This is a genomic window from Aureimonas sp. AU40, from assembly GCF_001463785.1.
Lineage (GTDB): Bacteria > Pseudomonadota > Alphaproteobacteria > Rhizobiales > Rhizobiaceae > Aureimonas.
This window is the reverse complement of record NZ_BBWL01000001.1, coordinates 94,391-109,556: the sequence shown is the minus strand read 5'-3', so window position 1 is coordinate 109,556 and position 15,166 is coordinate 94,391. Positions and strand designations below refer to the sequence as shown.

The 15,166-nt window shown below is 68.3% G+C and carries 13 protein-coding genes; 6 read left to right on the top strand and 7 right to left on the bottom strand.

From position 1 onward, the window contains the following. Position 1: 1 nt before the first annotated feature. Positions 2 to 991, top strand: a complete 990-nt coding sequence (galE, locus tag AUL32_RS00505; protein ID WP_062110958.1) for a UDP-glucose 4-epimerase GalE — start codon at positions 2 to 4, stop codon at positions 989 to 991. A 141-nt stretch (positions 992 to 1,132) separates the two neighbouring features. Here the strand turns inward: galE and AUL32_RS00500 are convergent, their stop codons facing one another. Continuing rightward, positions 1,133 to 1,960 (bottom strand): DUF6030 family protein, encoded by an 828-nt coding sequence (locus AUL32_RS00500; RefSeq protein ID WP_062110957.1) that lies wholly within the window; start codon positions 1,958 to 1,960, stop codon positions 1,133 to 1,135. Between the two features lie 287 nt (positions 1,961 to 2,247). On the opposite strand from AUL32_RS00500, the gene AUL32_RS00495 reads away from it, so the two are divergent. After that, entirely contained in the window at positions 2,248 to 2,568 is a 321-nt protein-coding gene (locus AUL32_RS00495; RefSeq protein WP_062110956.1) for a hypothetical protein, read from the top strand. 509 nt (positions 2,569 to 3,077) lie between these two features. Here the strand turns inward: AUL32_RS00495 and trmD are convergent. The 6 genes from trmD to ffh form a co-directional block, all read right to left on the bottom strand. Next, on the bottom strand, positions 3,078 to 3,779 hold the full coding sequence (gene trmD / locus AUL32_RS00490) for a tRNA (guanosine(37)-N1)-methyltransferase TrmD (RefSeq protein ID WP_062110955.1): 702 nt from the start codon (positions 3,777 to 3,779) through the stop codon (positions 3,078 to 3,080). A 4-nt stretch (positions 3,780 to 3,783) separates the two neighbouring features. Then, positions 3,784 to 4,086 carry a putative quinol monooxygenase gene (locus AUL32_RS00485; protein ID WP_062110954.1) on the bottom strand — a complete coding sequence of 101 codons (303 nt, stop codon included), beginning with the start codon at positions 4,084 to 4,086 and terminating at the stop codon, positions 3,784 to 3,786. Between the two features lie 95 nt (positions 4,087 to 4,181). Next, the gene (gene rimM / locus AUL32_RS00480) at positions 4,182 to 4,787 is read right to left on the bottom strand and encodes a ribosome maturation factor RimM (RefSeq protein WP_062110953.1); all 606 of its coding nucleotides are present in this window, start codon (positions 4,785 to 4,787) and stop codon (positions 4,182 to 4,184) included. Positions 4,788 to 4,976: 189 nt separating this feature from the next. Continuing rightward, positions 4,977 to 6,482 (bottom strand): sensor domain-containing diguanylate cyclase, encoded by a 1,506-nt coding sequence (locus AUL32_RS00475; RefSeq protein WP_062110952.1) that lies wholly within the window; start codon positions 6,480 to 6,482, stop codon positions 4,977 to 4,979. Between the two features lie 137 nt (positions 6,483 to 6,619). Further along, positions 6,620 to 7,027: a 30S ribosomal protein S16 gene (gene rpsP, locus AUL32_RS00470; RefSeq protein WP_062110951.1), complete on the bottom strand. Its 408-nt coding sequence runs from the start codon at positions 7,025 to 7,027 to the stop codon at positions 6,620 to 6,622. 98 nt (positions 7,028 to 7,125) lie between these two features. Further along, positions 7,126 to 8,691, bottom strand: coding sequence for a signal recognition particle protein (gene ffh / locus AUL32_RS00465; RefSeq protein ID WP_062110950.1), 1,566 nt, complete (start codon positions 8,689 to 8,691; stop codon positions 7,126 to 7,128). Between the two features lie 414 nt (positions 8,692 to 9,105). On the opposite strand from ffh, the gene AUL32_RS00460 reads away from it, so the two are divergent. The 4 genes from AUL32_RS00460 to AUL32_RS00445 all read left to right on the top strand — a co-directional run bounded on the left by AUL32_RS00460 (position 9,106) and on the right by AUL32_RS00445 (position 14,848). After that, positions 9,106 to 9,408: a hypothetical protein gene (locus AUL32_RS00460; protein WP_062110949.1), complete on the top strand. Its 303-nt coding sequence runs from the start codon at positions 9,106 to 9,108 to the stop codon at positions 9,406 to 9,408. A gap of 93 nt (positions 9,409 to 9,501) precedes the next feature. After that, on the top strand, positions 9,502 to 10,125 hold the full coding sequence (locus tag AUL32_RS00455) for a TetR/AcrR family transcriptional regulator (RefSeq protein WP_061977666.1): 624 nt from the start codon (positions 9,502 to 9,504) through the stop codon (positions 10,123 to 10,125). A 53-nt stretch (positions 10,126 to 10,178) separates the two neighbouring features. Continuing rightward, on the top strand, positions 10,179 to 11,369 hold the full coding sequence (locus tag AUL32_RS00450; RefSeq protein WP_062110948.1) for an efflux RND transporter periplasmic adaptor subunit: 1,191 nt from the start codon (positions 10,179 to 10,181) through the stop codon (positions 11,367 to 11,369). Beyond that, on the top strand, positions 11,366 to 14,848 hold the full coding sequence (locus AUL32_RS00445) for an efflux RND transporter permease subunit (protein ID WP_062110947.1): 3,483 nt from the start codon (positions 11,366 to 11,368) through the stop codon (positions 14,846 to 14,848). The genes AUL32_RS00450 and AUL32_RS00445 overlap by 4 nt, the downstream gene beginning before the upstream one ends. Positions 14,849 to 15,166 lie beyond the last annotated feature (318 nt).

The window sequence follows — 15,166 nt, the reverse complement described above, 5'->3', positions numbered from 1 at the left end:
CATGACGGTTCTTGTTACCGGCGGTGCCGGCTATATCGGCAGCCACATGGTCTGGAACCTCGTCGATTCCGGCGAGGACGTGGTGGTGATCGATCGCCTGTCGACGGGCTTCGACTGGGCCGTGCCGCCCGAGGCGCGGCTGCAGGTCGGCGACATCAACGACCAGCCCTTCGTGGAGCGCGTCCTCAAGGAGTTCGGGGTCAGCGAGATCATTCATTTCGCCGGCTCGATCGTCGTGCCGGAATCGGTCTCCGATCCGCTCGGCTACTATCTCAACAACACGGTCGCCAGCCGCGCGCTGATCGAGAGCGCGGTGCGCTGCGGGGTGAAGAATTTCATCTTCTCCTCCACCGCCGCCGTCTACGGCTCGCCCCGCCAGATGCCGGTGCAGGAAACCCAGCCGCCCGCGCCCGAATCCCCCTACGGCACGTCGAAATGGATGACGGAGCTGATGCTGCGCGACACGGCGGCGGCCCATCCGCTGACCTTCGCGGCGCTGCGCTACTTCAACGTGGCGGGCGCCGATCCCAAGGGGCGCACCGGCCAGTCCACCAAGGGCGCGACGCATCTCATCAAGGTCGCGAGCGAGACCGCGCTCGGCAAGCGGACCCATATCGACGTGTTCGGCACCGACTACGACACGCCGGACGGCACCTGCGTGCGCGACTATATCCATGTCAGCGACCTCGCGGACGCCCATGCGCAGGCGCTGCGCTATCTCCGGGCCGGCGGCGAGTCGATCATCGCCAATTGCGGCTATGGCCACGGCTATTCCGTGCTGGAGGTGCTCGACACGGTGCGCCGGGTCGTCGGACGCGAGTTCGAGGTCCGCATGTCCGGCCGCCGGCCGGGCGACGCGACCTCGATCGTCGCCGATGCGGGTCTGGCGCGCGCGCGCTTCGGCTGGGAGCCGCGCTTCGACGATCTCGACCGCATCGTCGCCGACGCCCTGGCCTGGGAAGAGCGCCTGTCCCGCCGCAACGCCGTCTGAGGCGGCCTCAATCAAGGGGCCGGCTCCGGCCCCGAACCCTTAGCGCCGGCGGCAGAACGCCGCCGGCCGCACCTCGCCGTCAGGCTCGCCCGAACCGTCGCGGGAGACGAGCCGTAACGGCGCCGACGAACTCGATCCTCGTTACGGCTGCCCCCCCTCACCCATACCGGCCGACGCCAAGCCGGCGGGCGGATAGCCCTTCGGCATGGCGGCATGCGGGTCGAACCGATCCGTCGCGCCTCCTTCGAAGGGGCGCGGCAGGAGGATGGTGAGGTTGAAGCGCCGGATGTCCGCGCGCTCTGTCTTCAAGGCGATCTTAGCCCCGCCAGCCTGCGCCTCGAAGGGCTGGAACCCGGCGAGTACGGACAGCGTCGTGGCTTCCGGCGCGAGCCCCGCCGCGTCCAGAAGCGCCACCAGGGCGGCCGACACGTCCTGCCCCGCCGCCTCCGCCGCGCCCTCGTCGTAGAGATTGATCTTCACGCGGATGTCGAGCGCCGCGTCCTCCATGCCCCGCGCGCCGCGCGCCAGCGCGAAGAGGCGCGTCGCTTGGCCGCCGGCGGGCTTGGGATAGACGCGAGTCAGCGCGCATTCCTCCCGCTCGCCGCCCGGAGCCGCGCCCGCGCGGTCCCGCGCCCAGCCGGTCTGCAGCAGGCGCGCGCAAAGATCGGCCGGCGCGACGCCGTGCTTGGGCTGAAAGGCGAAGCGCGCCTCCCCCAGGGTCAGCGGGCGAAACCAGCGCCGGGCCTGATCGGGACTGAGAGCCGGGCGCGGCTTGGCCTGCGGCGGCGGAGGCGCAACAGGCAGAAGCACGGGCTGGCGCACCGTCGGCATCGCACCCGGCTCCTCCCCTTCCCGCTGCCAGACCGGCAGGAGAAACAGCGCCCCGCCGATCACGAGGATCAACAGAATCAGACGCAGGGCGATCGCGCCGGCCGCGGACGCCCCGAAGACGCGAAGGGTCTCGAACAAGAAAGGCCCGCTCTTTCGTCCTTGGATGGAAGCTTTCTGTCTTGCACCCGCGTAGGCCTCGCGCGCAAGCGTCGGACGGGCAGCGGGCTTGCGGCAAAGAACCCCGGCGGGGGCCTCGCGAACGGGGAATAAGCGAGGAATTCGAGCCGCTTGAGAGGCGTGAGGGATAGCTTCGGCCAACCTGCCCGGGCAGATTTTGTCCCCGGCTTCGAAGCGGTCTATGCTGCTTGTCCCGGCCTGCGCCGCGCGGCATGGCGCGCGCGAGGCCGGATGGTGGAGACGACCTGATGACGATGCGCTTTCGACGCTGGCTACCGGTCTTCGGCTGTCTAGCGCTGCTGATTCCCGAAGCGGCGCTCGCGCAGACCGTGCGCCAATGCGAAGGCAACGACGGCGCCTGTCGCCAGATCGAACGCCGCACGACGACGCAAGGCACACCGCCGCGCCCGTCCTCGCGCACCCTGCGACAGGGCAGCGACGGAACGCTGGCGCCGCGCACCGGCCGCTACCGCGAAAACGGCATTTTCGGCCAAGGCCAGCGGAACGGCGGCTGCGACACGCGCAGCGTGGGGCGTGGGCAGCGCGCGAACACGGTTCCGAACTGCTGAATGCTCGATCGGAGGGGCGGCGGCGGGGGACGCCCCAAGGCCTGCCGAATGCGGAGTTCGAAAGGTGTCATGGCGGATAGGCAGGGCGTCAGCGACCGGGACCGGACAGACCGAGTCTCCGCCGCACGTCAGGCTTGGCATTGCTTTGCGTCGAGGTGCGTAGGCTCCCTCGACGCGGCGAAGCCGATCGACTCGATCCCACTTCCAAGCAGGATCAGTGGACGAACGAGAGGCCCCGTCGCGCTTTGGCACGGCGGCGAAACTAGTAGAACGAGTCGGATGCAATCGAGCCAGCCGAATGACCGAAGGAATGCCGATGTCGGCGCCGTGCTCGGAGGCTGGCCGACCGCTTGGCGGCGGAGGGGGACCGAATGACGTTTCGACGTTAGCGAGGCACCAACCCGAGTGATGCAAGGGCGCTGGCGAAAACGACCAAGCGCCATGTCTCGCGATGGGGCGTGGGCTGAAAACCCGATCGGACCGACCCGGCCGGCTTGTCGAACCATCTCTCAGCGGACCTGACGGCCGAGCCGCTGCCAGAGATCGGGTCGGCGTTCGCGCGTCAGGCGCTCGGCCTCGGCCTGACGCCAGCGCTCCACCGCACCATGATCGCCGGAGGTGAGGACGGCGGGTATTTTGCGCCCTTCCCACACGGCTGGTCGCGTGTAGTGGGGATGCTCCAGAAGGCCGTTCTCGAAGCTTTCGGTTTCGCCCGAGCGGCTGTTGCCCATGACACCGGGCAGGAGACGCACCACGGCGTCGAGCAGCACCAGCGCCGCCATTTCGCCGCCGGACAGGATATAGTCTCCGATCGAGACTTCGCGCAGGTTCCGCCCTTCGATGACGCGCTCGTCCACGCCCTCGAACCGGCCGCAGACGATCACCGCCCCCTCCCCGCTCGCCAGCTCGCGCACGGCGTCCTGCGTGAGCGGACGGCCACGCGGACTCATGAGAAGGCGCGGCCGCGTGTCGCCGGCTGGACTCGCCTGGTCGATGGCGCGGGCCAGGACGTCGGCCCGCAGCACCATGCCGGGCGAGCCGCCGGCCGGCGTGTCGTCCACCAGACGATGCCGGCCCTCGCCGAACTCGCGGATGAAACTCGTCTCCAGCGTCCAGTCGCCCCGCTCCAGCGCCCGGCCGGCCAGCGAGGTGCCGAGCGGCCCGGGAAACATCTCGGGATAGAGCGTGAGGACGGACGCGCGGAAACCCATGGGCTCAGCCGAAATCCTCGACCGACGAGACTTCGATCAGGTGAAGATTCGCCTCGGCGCCGCCCGCATCGGCCAGCGCCTTGTGCCAAGCCGCGACATGGGCGGTCTTGACGTGGGCGGCCAGCAGTTCGCGGCTTTCCCATTCCTCGTAGATGCGCAGGAGGCCCGGCTCCAGCACGTCTCGCGCGAAGGAGTAGACGATGCAGCCCGCCTCGCGGCGCGTCTCCTCAAGCACCGTGCGCATGGCCGAGGCCAGCGCGTCCAGGCGTTCGTCGGTGGCCTTCAGCGTGCCCGACAGGATAATCATGATGGGTGGCTCCTTCCGCAGGGTGACTGCGCCGCCAGCGATAATGCGCTCGGCCGCCGATGGCAACGCGCCTCGGGCGGCGGCGCGGCGGGAAATCAGGCTCCGCCGTCCCTGCTCGCCTCGCCTTCGCTCTCGCTCTCGTCCGCGTCGTCGTCCTCGTCGCCTTCGCGCACTTCCACCGCGCCGGACAAGCCGGCCGCCACCGGCTCCACCAGAAGGAAGCCGAGGTCGAGATCGACCTCCGGCACGGCCACCTCGGTGAAGGGAATCATGACGCTGGTGCCGTTCTCGGGCGCGATCTCCAGAATGTCGCCGGCGCCGAAGTCATGGAAGGCCACGACCTCGCCGATCACCGTCCCGTCGGTCAGCCGCGCCACGAGGCCGACGAGGTCGGACTGGTAGAACTCGTCCTCGCCCTCGGTGGGCAGGACGGAGCGATCCACGAAAAGCTCCGTGCCGTTCAGGCGCTCGGCAGCGTTTCGATCCGTCACCTCGGCGATGCGGGCCACCACGACGTTCTTCTGCACCCGCGCCGACCGCACGGTGTAGCGCCTGCCCTGCGCGTCGAAGAGCGGCCCATAGGCGCCGAGATCCTCGGGGTCCTGTGTGAAGGACTTCACCCGCACCTCGCCGCGAATGCCATGCGCACCCCCTACGATGCCAAGAAGAACGGGGTCGGTTGGCGCTTTGGGATCGGACACGGCGGGCGGACTCGGCAGATTGGGCCTTGCGGGCGCCGCCGGGGTCGGGCGCTCCGCGAAGGCGGATTGGAGTTTTTCGCTCGGCGAGCGAGAGCGCTCAAGGTTCGGGCGAGGCTTCGGCACGTCGCGAAACGCGTGGCGTGTTTGACGGCGTAAGGTCACGCCGTCAACTCCCGTGCCTAAGAGGCGTCAGAGCGGCAGGCCCCGCCGGTCGGCGCCGGAGGTCTCGTAGAAGCGCCGCTTGACCTCGTACATCAGAAGGTCAGCCCGCCGCATCAGGTCTTCCAGCCGCTCGCCCGGCAGCAAAGTGGCGACGCCCATGGCGAGCGACAGGTCGGCGCCGGGATAGAACTGGTTGTTCACCTCGCAAAGCTCGGTGATGGAGTTCATGAGCGAGGTCGCCTCGGCCAACGTCGCGCCCGGCATCAGCACGGTGAACTCGTCGCCCCCGATGCGCGCCGCCGTCCAGGGCGCGCGCACGGCTTCGGCCAGAACCTCGCCCGCGCGGCGCAGCAGCGTGTCGCCCGCGGCATGGCCGAGCTGGTCGTTCAAGCTCTTCAAGCCGTTGAGATCGGCCACCAGCACGCTGAAGGTCTCGGTCTTTCGCCGCTCGATCCGGTTCAGCTCGTCATTGTAGAAGGAGCGATTGTAGAGCTTGGTCAGGACGTCGTGCTTGCCGAGATATTCGAGATAGGCCTCCGCCTTCTTGCGCGCGGTGATGTCGGTCAGCGCGATCTGAACAAGCGACCAGTCCGCCTCGTGGCCGGGCAGGACGCTGAACTGCATGACGAAATGCATTTCCTCCCCGTCCAGCGAATAGTTCACCACCTCACGGCTCTGGAACAGGCGGCCGTTCCAGAGGTCCACCAGTTGCTCCTTGAACGGATGAACCATCTGGTCGCGGAACACGTCGCCGAGCCGCGACAGGAGCGTCTCGAACCGGTCGGCCCGGAAGGTGCCGAGCGTCTGGCGGTTGACCGCGACGACACGGATCTCGCTCATGCAGCGCGTGATGAATTCGGGATGCACATCCAGGAAGATGCGGAAGTCCGCGACGCCAGTGGCACGCACGTCTTCCAGCAGCTCGCGGATCGCGGAAAAATCCTCCACCCAGAGCGAGACCGGCGAATTCTCGAACAGGCCCATCGCATAGGCCTCGCTCTCGGCCAGACCCCGGCGGGCGCGTTCGCGCTCTGTGACATCCTCGGTCGCGATCAGGACGCGCTCCCAGCTCGCCTCGTAGCCCGGCAGGATGCGGCCCTTGAGCTGAATGTCGAGCCGCCGGCCGGACAGCGTGTGGTTGACCGCCTGGCTGCTGAACTCGGCGGCTCCACCAGCGATCTGAACGATCTCCTCGCGGTGGCTTTCCACCATCGCGCCCTGGAACACGTCCGCGAGGCGCCCGACGAGTTCGGCCGTGTCGCGCGCCTCGAACAGGCGCAGCGTCGCCGCGTTCACCTCGAGGATGCGGATCGCCTCCATCGAGGCCCGGACGCGCGCGGGATCGGCGGCCAGAAAGGCACCTGGGTCCGTCATCCCGTCCTTGCGCCATTGTTCCACCAGCCGGCGGATGCCGCTCCAATCCTCCAGCCAGAGTGGAACGGGCGTGAGCTGGAAGATGGGGAAGAGATCGGCGGAAGCGGCGGTCGATGCGGGGCCGAGCGCGGATTCGGGTGTCGTGGGCTCACGCTTCATGCACACAGACCTTCGCGAAGGGGCCGGACGGCGACACAAAAATGGCGCGCCGGAAAGACCGGCGCGCCACCTTACTATCACAAAAGCTTAAAAGCTCCGTTCGAACACGCCTTAAGCGGCCTTCGAGGCCAGCAGCCTTATTCGGCCGAGCCTTCCGCCTGCTCGGCATCGGCCTTCTCGGCGGCAGCCTTTTCGGCGGCAGCGCGGGCATCTTCCTCGCGCTGCTTGCGCTCGGCCTCGCGCTCCTGCGCCTTCTTGCCGGGCAGGCCCTTGGTGAGGTTCTCGCGAGCCGGGCGGTTCACGATGCCGGCCTTATCGAGGAAGCGCAGCACGCGGTCGGTCGGCTGGGCACCTTCGCTCAGCCAATGCTTGACGCGGTCTTCCTTGAGCGTGACGCGCTCGGCGTCCTTCGGCAGCATCGGGTTCCAGGAGCCGATATTCTCGACGAAGCGGCCGTCGCGCGGCGAGCGGGCGTCGGCGACGACGATGTGGTAATAGGGGCGCTTCTTGGAGCCGGCACGGGCGAGGCGCATTTTCAGGGGCATGGGTCTATCCTTGTCTTCTTGGGTCCCGGCGTCTTTTTGGCGTCGCCGTGGGTTCGTTTGTCAGAGGTGTCGTGGTCGAGAAACCGGAAGGCCGGTTCCTATCTCTTCTTGCCCGGCAGGCCGGGAAGCTTGGGAAGGCCGCCGGGCAGGCCGGGGAGCCCGCCGAGGCCGGGGGGCAGGCCGCCGGGCAGCCCGCCCATTCCGCCAAGGCCGCCCTTCTGGAGCGACTTGGCCATCTCCTCGAGCTGCTTGGGGTCCATCTTGGACAGGTCCGGCATGCCGCCGGCGCCGAGGCCCCCGGGCAGGCCCATCTTGGCGCCAAGGCCGCCCATGAGCTTGCCCATGATGCCAGCGCCCTTGCCGCCCTTGCCGCCCATCGCCTTCATCATGTCCGCCATCTGGCGGTGCATCTTGAGCAGCTTGTTGATGTCGGCCGCGTCCGTGCCCGAGCCCGCCGCGATCCGCTTCTTGCGCGAATGCTTGAGGAGGTCGGGATTGGCGCGCTCCCACTGCGTCATGGACGAGATGATCGCGAGCTGGCGCTTCAGGAGCTTGTCGTCGAGGCCGGCCGAGGCGATCTGGTCCTTCATCTTGGCCATGCCGGGCATCATGCCCATGACGCCGCCCATGCCGCCGAGCTTCTGCATCTGGCCGATCTGGTCGGCCAGATCGTTCAAGTCGAACTTGCCCGACTGCATCTTCTTGGCCATCGCCGCGGCCTTGTCCGCGTCGATGTTCTCGGCGGCGCGCTCGACCAGCGAGACGATGTCGCCCATGCCGAGGATGCGGTCGGCGATGCGCGCGGGATGGAAATCCTCCAGCGCGTCCATCTTCTCGCCGGTGCCGATCAGCTTGATCGGCTTGCCGGTGACGGCGCGCATGGACAGCGCCGCGCCGCCGCGCCCGTCGCCGTCGACGCGGGTCAGCACGATGCCGGAAATGCCGACGCGCTCGTCGAAGGAGCGGGCGAGATTCACCGCGTCCTGGCCGGTTAGCGAATCGGCCACGAGAAGGATTTCGTGGGGCGCGGTCCTGGCCTTGATCTCGGCCATCTCCGCCATCAGCGGCTCGTCGATATGCGTGCGGCCGGCCGTGTCGAGGATCAGGACGTCGTAGCCGCCGAGCCGGGCGGCCTGGGAGGCGCGCGCGGCGATCTCGACCGGGTCCTGGCCCGCGATGATCGGCAGCGTGGCGACACCCGTCTGCTCGCCGAGCACCCGCAGCTGCTCCTGCGCGGCGGGGCGGCGCGTGTCGAGCGAGGCCATAAGGACGCGCTTCTTCTGGCGCTCCGTCAGCCGCTTGCCGATCTTGCCCGTGGTGGTGGTCTTGCCCGAGCCCTGAAGGCCGACCATCATGATCGTGACCGGCGCGGGGGCGTTCAGGTCGATCGCCACCTGCTCGGAACCCAGCGTGGCGACCAGCTCGTCATGGACGATCTTCACCACCATCTGGCCGGGCTTGATCGACTTGACGATCTCGGCGCCCACCGCCTTCTCGCGCACCCGGTCGGTGAAGGAGCGCACCACTTCCAGCGAGACGTCGGCTTCCAGAAGCGCCCGGCGCACCTCGCGCAGCGCGGCCGCCACGTCGGAGTCCGACAGGGCGCCGCGGCCGGTGAGGCCGTTCAGGATGGACCCGAGGCGGTCCTGGAGCGATTCGAACATCCGTGTCCTTCAAGTCCTGATCCCCGCGCAAGCGCGGGAATGAGCAAGTCCTGGTTCTTGCGCTGAGGCAAGAATGGGAACCCAAAACGCCCTTTCCAAGCCGCAACGCCAAAGCGGAACGCATCCGCGGGCGAATCTCGCTGGCGGATGGGGACCTCCATGCGGCTCGGCGAGCGAGGGGCATGGTCGGCGGTTTGCGGACGGAACGGTCGCAAGAATGGGGTCTTTAATCCCAACGGGAGCCGAAAAGTCAAGCCCCGGCAGCCGATTGCGGGCGGAAAGGCGCCGGCCTTCACGCTTTGTCAGAGAATCCAGGCCAAGAAACCACGCGGCCTGCCTTATCCAGTCGTCGCCACTTTCTTAAGTGTCGGATGATATTGTTTCGATCAGCCCCTTTCTCTTGTCCAACGTGCGATGAACATCCTGCGCTTCCCTTCCGTCCGCATCGTCGGAGCCTCCTCGCGAGGCTCAAGCGATGACGCGCGCCTGGAAGATGGTGTCATCGACCCGCCGCTGAGCCGACCGCCGCCCTTTGCGCTAGGGCGAGACAAACCCGCGCTGCATCTGCTTCTGGCCGTCACCGGGCTACATCAAGCTACAATTTCGGCGGCACTCGAGCGGAATTCGAAGGCTTCAGCGATTCTCGATGCGTTTCGTACGCCGGCGCCCGTGGGCTCGCCGGCCAATGGCGATTCGGGCAACAACCTGAACGCCTGATTCTGAAATCACAGATAATTGATCGACGCTGGACTGTCGCGCCGCATCTTGCTATGAGAACGATCGTTCGCTCTCAGCTTGAACCGGATTGTCATGTCCACTCTTTCCGCCGTGCCTCCGCAGGACGATCTCGCCGCCGCGCCGACGCGCAAGGATCATATCCTGGGCGCGGCCCGCATCTGCTTTTCGCGCTCCGGCTTTCACCGCGCCTCGATGAGCGAGATCTGCGCCGAAGCGAAGATGAGCCCGGGCGCGCTTTATCGCTACTACCCGTCCAAGGACGCGATCATCGAAGCGATCGCCGAGGAGGAGCGCGTCGCGGCCGGCGCATGCCTGGCGGGCCTCGAAGGGCCCGGCCCGGTCGTGGATCGGATCACCGAGGCCGCTCTCGCCTATCTCACCGGCGCCTGCGATCCCGAGACCGGCAACCTGATCGTCGAGATCTGTTCGGAATCCCTTCGCAACACCGCCGTCGGCGCTCGTTTCCAGATGGTCGAGGACGAAGCCCGCAGCCGCATCCGCCAGGCGCTGAAAGGCGCGCAGGACCAGGGCGAGATTCCCGGCGATCTCGATCTCGAACTCGCGCTGACCCTTCTCATGAGCATCGGCGACGGGCTCGTCATGCGGCTTCGGCTGGAGCCGGAGCGACCGCTCGAGACCCTTCGCCCCTATCTCCATCGCATGATCGCGAGCCTGCTCGGAGCGAGCCAGGCATGACGAATTCTTTCGCCCCTTCCTTGCCTCGCCCCGCCCGCTTGCGGAGTTCTCCCATGCTGAAATGTCTTTCGCTCGCTCTTGCCGCGTCGGTCGCCCTCGCAGCGCCTCTCGCGCCGGCCCTGGCGGCCGAGCCCGCGCCTGTCGCAGCGCCCGCGCCGCCCAACATTTCCGTCCTGCCGGCCGAGGCGCGCGAGATCGTCGCGACCGTCACGGTGACGGGCACGCTGACCCCGCGCGAGACCGTGACGGTCGGCGCCGACGTCGACGGCTTGCGGGTTCGCGAACTCCTGGTGGACGAGGGCGACGAGGTGAAGGCGGGGCAGGCTCTGGCCCGGCTGGAAACCGACGTGGTGGAGGTCAACCTCGCCCGCTCGGCCTCGCAGGTGGCGCGCGCCGAGGCCGCGATCACACAGGCCAACGCCCTGATCGGCGAGGCCGAGCCGACACTGGTCGAGGCCGAGGCCTCGCTCAAGCGCGCCCGCGCGCTTAGCGAAAAGGGCATCGTCGGCCAGGATGTGCTCGACACCAAGGTCTCCGCCGCCGCCGGCGCCGCCGCGCGCCTCGCCTCGGCGCGCCAGAGCGTGGCGCTGGCCGAGGCGGATCTTGCCGCCACCCGCGCCGAGCGGGCGGAGCTGGAACTGCGCCGCGCCAAGGCCGAGATCAAGGCGCCGACCGACGGGCTGGTGCTGCGCCGCGTGGCCCAGCTTGGGCAGATCGTCTCGGCGGCCGGCGGCGGCTTGTTCGAGATGGCGCGCGACGGGCTGATCGAGCTCGACGCCGACGTGTCGGAAACAGCACTCGGCCAGCTGCGCAAGGGCGAGCCGGCCAAAATCATCGCCGCCGGCGGCGCTGAGGTGACGGGCGAGGTGCGCCTCGTCTCGCCGCGCGTCGACCAGGCCTCGCGCCTCGGCCGCGTGCGCATCGCCCTGCCGCGCGAGGCGGGCCTTCGGGTCGGCGCCTTCGCCCGCGCCGTGGTGGAAACCGCGCGCACCAATGGCGTCGCCGTGCCGCGCACCGCCGTCAACACCGGGCCGAAGGGCGATTTCGTCCAGGTCGTGGTGGACGGCACGGTGCAGACGCGCAGCGTCAAGACCGGCCTTAGCGCCGGCAACGTGGTGGAAATTCGCTCCGGCCTCCAGGCCGGCGAAACCGTGGTGGCGGTGGCCGGCACCTTCGTGCGCGACGGCGACAAGGTGACTCCGGTCGCCGCCGAGACGCTGGAAACGGCGGAGGTGACGCGATGAACTGGAACATCTCCGCCTGGGCGATCCGCAATCCGGTTCCGCCCATCCTTCTCTTCGTGGTGCTGGTGGCCTTCGGCGTCGTCAGCTTCATGAACCTGCCGATCACCCGATTTCCCAACATCGACGTGCCGGTGATTTCCGTCACCGTGACGGAATCGGGCTCGGCTCCGGCCGAACTCGAAACCCAGGTGACCAAGCTGGTGGAGGACGCCGTCGCCGGCGTCTCGGGCATCAAGCACATCACCTCCACCGTGACGGACGGCCAGTCCGTGACGGCGGCCGAATTCCGCTTGGAGATCAACACCGACCGCGCCTTGAACGACGTGAAGGACGCGATCGCCAAGATCCGGGGCAACCTGCCCCGCACGATCGAGGAGCCGATCGTCCAGCGCATCGAGGTCGAGAACCAGTCGATCGTCACCTATGCCGCGTCCTCGCCGGGCATGACGCCCGAGCAGCTCTCCTGGTTCGTGGACGACACGGTGGTTCGCGCCCTCCAGGGCATCAAGGGCGTCGGCCGCGTCGAGCGCATGGGCGGCGTCCAGCGCGAGGTGCAGGTGCGCCTCGATCCCGATCGTCTCGGCGCGCTGGGCATCACGGCGGCCGACGTGAACGCGCAGCTGCGCGCCACCAATGTCGACCTGTCGGGCGGGCGCGGCGAGTTCGGCGGCCAGGAACAGGCGATCCGCACCCTGTCCCAGGCCGGCACTGTGCAGGCCTTGGCCGACACGCGCATCGCCCTTTCGGGCGGGCGTCAGGTGCGTCTGTCCGAACTCGGCACGGTGACCGACACGGTGCAGGAGCCCCGCTCCTTCGCCCGGCTCGACGGGCAGCCCGTGGTCGCCTTCTCGATCTACCGCTCCAAGGGGGCGAGCGACACGACGGTCGCGGGCCTTGCCGCCACGCGCATCGCCGAGCTCGCCAAGGCGCATCCGCAGGTCGGCTTCACGCGCATCGACGACAGCGTGACCTACACCTACGGCAATTTCGAATCCGCCATGGAGACGCTCGGCGAAGGCGCCTTCCTGGCCGTCGTCGTGGTGCTTCTGTTCCTGCGCGACTGGCGCGCCACGACGGTGGCCGCCATCACGCTGCCGCTCGCCGCGATCCCGACCTTCGCGGCGATGAGCATGATGGGCTTCTCGCTGAACCTCGTCAGCCTTCTCGCCATCACGCTCGTGACCGGTATCCTGGTGGACGACGCGATCGTCGAGATCGAGAACATCGAGCGCCACATGGCCATGGGCAAGCCGCCCTACAAGGCCTCGATGGAAGCGGCGGACGAGATCGGCCTCGCCGTGATCGCCATCACGCTCACTATCATGGCGGTCTTCGCGCCGGTCTCCTTCATGGGCGGCGTCGCCGGCCAGTATTTCAAGCAGTTCGGCCTGACGGTCGCGGTGGCGGTGTTCTTCTCGCTGCTCGTCGCGCGCCTCATCACGCCCATGCTGGCGGCCTATTTCTTCCGCCCGCAGCGGCACGAGGGGCCGGGCTTCGGCCGACTTCTGCGCCGCTACGTCCTCGGCCTCGCGCCGCTGGCGGGCCTCGCCATCGGCGCCGTCTTCGCGCTCGCCGCCCTGCCGGACACGGCCGGCCGCAACGGCGCGCTCGACTGGCTGCGCCTGCACGCCCCCATGGTGACCTGGGACCAGGCCGGCACGTGGTCCATGCGCATCGCCATCGGCGCGGCGGTGGCAGCCTTGCTTCTCGCCTTCCTCAACCGCCCGCATCCCGCCGAACAGCGGGACGGCACGCTGATGCGGGCCTATACCGGCTTTCTCGGCTTCACCGTGCGCTGGCGCTGGCTCACGCTGGCGGTGGGCGTCGGCCTCTTCTTCCTGTCGATGGACGCCACGAAATATCTGCCGACGGGCTTCATCCCGAAGGAAGACGCCTCGCGCATCGTGGTCTCGGTCGAGCTGCCGCCCGGCACGACGCTGGATTCCACCCGCCGCGCGGTGGACCGGGCGGCCGCCAGCATCCGCGAACTGCCCGAAGTGCGCTCCGTCCTGTCGATCGGCGGCTCCTCGCCCACCGGCACGCTGGAGGTGCGCCGCGCCGCGCTGACGATCAATCTCGTGCGCAAGTTCGAGCGTCATCGCTCCCAGGCGCAGCTGGAGCCCGTGATCGCCGCCAAGCTCGCCGCCATCCCCGATCTTCGCTCCTACTTCGTCAACGACCGGGGCGAGCGCGAACTGTCCGTCGGCCTTCTCGGCAGCGACGGCGAGGCGGTAAGCGAGGCGGCGGCGCGGCTGGAAAGCGAGATGCGGCGCGAGCCGATCTTCGCCAACCCGTCGGCCATGATGTCCTTCGCGCGGCCCGAGCTCCGCATCCATCCGCGCCTCGACGAGGCGGCCGATCTCGGCATCGCGCCCGAGGCCATCTCGCAGACGGTGCGCGTCGCCACGATCGGCGATGCCGACGCCAACCTCGCCAAGTTCAATGTCGGCACGCGGCAGGTTCCGATCCGCGTGCAGATCAGCGAGACGGCGCGCCAGGATCTGGGCTCCGTCCAGTCGCTGCGCGTCCAGACCGCCAAGGGCGGCACCGTGCCGCTCGACGCCATCGCGGATATCGGCTTCGGCCAGGGCCCCTCGACCATCGATCGCTACGACCGCGAGCGGCTGGCCAAGGTCGGCACCGCCATGGCGCCGGGCCACGAGATCGGCGAAGGCTCGGCCTGGATCGCGCAGAGCGAGGCGGTTCGCAACCTGCCGCCCGGCGTGCGCCTTCAGCAGGTCGGCGACGCCGAGATCCAGGGCGAGGTCTTCGCCGGCTTCGCCTCGGCCATGGGCGCCGGCATCATGATGGTGCTGGTGGTGCTGATCCTCCTGTTCGGCAGCGTCTTCGTGCCGATCACGATCCTCGCCGCCCTGCCCTTGTCGATCGGCGGCGTGGTGGGCGCGCTGTGGCTCACGCACAACGCCATCTCCATGCCCGTGGTCATCGGCATTCTGATGCTGATGGGCATCGTCACCAAGAACACGATCATGCTGGTCGACTTCGCGGTGGAGCAGGAGAAGCACGGCATGAACCAGCGCGATGCGATCATCGACGCGGGCCGCAAGCGCGCCCGGCCGATCATCATGACCACGATCGCCATGGCGGCGGGCATGATGCCGGCGGCGATGGCGTCGGGCGAAGGCGGCGAGTTCCGCGCGCCCATGGCGATCGCGGTGATCGGCGGCCTGCTCGTCTCCACCGTCCTGTCGCTGATCTTCATCCCCTCGCTCTACACGCTGATGGACGATCTCAGCCGCGTCACGGGCCGGCTCTTCGGCAAGCTCCTGAAGCCCAACCAGGCCGAGGGGTCGGAAGGCGCTCCCGCCCATGCCGGCCACCATCACGCCCACCCCGCCCCCTCGCTGGCGCCCGATCTCGACGCGGCACCGGACTGGAAGCGGGTAACGGAGTTCGGCGGTCGCAAGAGCGGCAACGAGAACAAGGGCGGCGGCGCGCTTCAGCCGGCGGCGGAATAGGCTCTAAGCCGTCGCCGCCATCCCGACACGAGGGCCGGTTTTCGAACCGGCCCTTTTTCGTTTGCGATGGTCTTTTCGTCGGATCGCTGCGCCACCCGCTTGGGGCGCCAGAGCCGAAAGAACGGGCAATTTGATGAATTGCCATGCACCCAATGCAGACCCGTTTGCCGCTGTTTCGCCACAAGCGCTGCGAAATGGTTATGATCGCTACACGACGTTTAACGGGCCCTGCGCTCGGGACATGGCTCTTATGCGGCCTGCTGCATTGCAGCATGAACTTGGCAAGCGTATCTTATGGCTAATTCCTCAGCCGATTGG

Bases quoted from the DNA above. Each gene is read 5' to 3' on its own strand.
- trmD (WP_062110955.1), bottom strand. From the start codon at position 3,779: ATGGGTTTCCGCGCGTCCGTCCTCACGCTCTATCCCGAGATGTTTCCC.
- AUL32_RS00495 (WP_062110956.1), top strand. From the start codon at position 2,248: ATGACGATGCGCTTTCGACGCTGGCTACCGGTCTTCGGCTGTCTAGCG.
- AUL32_RS00485 (WP_062110954.1), bottom strand. From the start codon at position 4,086: ATGATTATCCTGTCGGGCACGCTGAAGGCCACCGACGAACGCCTGGAC.
- galE (WP_062110958.1), top strand. From the start codon at position 2: ATGACGGTTCTTGTTACCGGCGGTGCCGGCTATATCGGCAGCCACATG.
- rpsP (WP_062110951.1), bottom strand. From the start codon at position 7,027: ATGCCCCTGAAAATGCGCCTCGCCCGTGCCGGCTCCAAGAAGCGCCCC.
- AUL32_RS00455 (WP_061977666.1), top strand. From the start codon at position 9,502: ATGTCCACTCTTTCCGCCGTGCCTCCGCAGGACGATCTCGCCGCCGCG.
- AUL32_RS00460 (WP_062110949.1), top strand. From the start codon at position 9,106: ATGAACATCCTGCGCTTCCCTTCCGTCCGCATCGTCGGAGCCTCCTCG.
- AUL32_RS00450 (WP_062110948.1), top strand. From the start codon at position 10,179: ATGCTGAAATGTCTTTCGCTCGCTCTTGCCGCGTCGGTCGCCCTCGCA.
- ffh (WP_062110950.1), bottom strand. From the start codon at position 8,691: ATGTTCGAATCGCTCCAGGACCGCCTCGGGTCCATCCTGAACGGCCTC.
- AUL32_RS00445 (WP_062110947.1), top strand. From the start codon at position 11,366: ATGAACTGGAACATCTCCGCCTGGGCGATCCGCAATCCGGTTCCGCCC.
- AUL32_RS00475 (WP_062110952.1), bottom strand. From the start codon at position 6,482: ATGAAGCGTGAGCCCACGACACCCGAATCCGCGCTCGGCCCCGCATCG.